The sequence below is a fragment of the Streptomyces novaecaesareae genome, assembly GCF_000716875.1.
In the GTDB taxonomy this organism is placed as follows: domain Bacteria; phylum Actinomycetota; class Actinomycetes; order Streptomycetales; family Streptomycetaceae; genus Kitasatospora; species Kitasatospora novaecaesareae.
In genome coordinates this window covers 1-772 of the sequence record NZ_JNWQ01000211.1, presented here as the reverse complement: position 1 = coordinate 772, position 772 = coordinate 1, and the positions used below count along the sequence as shown (strand labels likewise).

The following is a 772-nucleotide window of genomic DNA, read 5'->3' as shown; positions in this document are numbered from 1 at the left end:
GGGACTAGATGAACTTCTGGTCGGCCAGGAAGCCGGCGAGCGCCTTGCCGCCCTCGCCCTCGTCCTTGACGACGGTGCCCGCGGTACGCGCCGGACGCGCCGCCACCGACTCCACCGCCGTCCACGAACCCGCCAGACCGACCTCGTCCGCCTCGATCCCCAGGTCGTCCAGGTCCAGCGACTCGACCGGCTTCTTCTTCGCCGCCATGATCCCCTTGAACGACGGGTAACGGGCCTCACCCGACTGGTCCGTCACCGACACCACGGCCGGCAGCGCCGCCTCGACCAGCTCGGTCGCCGCGTCACCGTCACGACGGCCCTTCACCACACCGCCCTCGACCGACACCTCCGACAGCAGCGTCACCTGCGGCACACCCAGACGCTCCGCCAGCAGCGCCGGCAGCACACCCATCGTGCCGTCCGTCGACGCCATACCACCGATCACCAGGTCGAACCCGGTCTTCTCCAGCGCCTTCGCCAGGATCGCCGACGTCCCGATCACATCCGAACCGTGGACATCGTCGTCGTTCACGTGCACGGCCTTGTCCGCACCCATCGACAGCGCCTTGCGCAGCGCGTCCTTCGCATCGTCCGGACCGACCGTCAGCACCGTCACCTCGGCGCCCTCGTTCGCCTCCGCGATCCGCAGCGCCTGCTCCACGCCGTACTCGTCCAGCTCCGACAGGAGGCCGTCCACGCCATCCCGGTCGGTGGTGTGGTCGTCCGCGAAACGACGGTCACCCGTCGCATCCGGCACGTACTTCACACAGAC

Annotated in this window: 1 protein-coding gene; it reads right to left on the bottom strand. The window is 69.3% G+C overall.

Going from position 1 to position 772, the window contains the following annotated elements:
* Positions 1-4: 4 nt before the first annotated feature.
* The coding region (locus tag OP86_RS32535; RefSeq protein WP_234435142.1) for an electron transfer flavoprotein subunit beta/FixA family protein at positions 5-772 on the bottom strand (768 nt) is incomplete at its 5' end.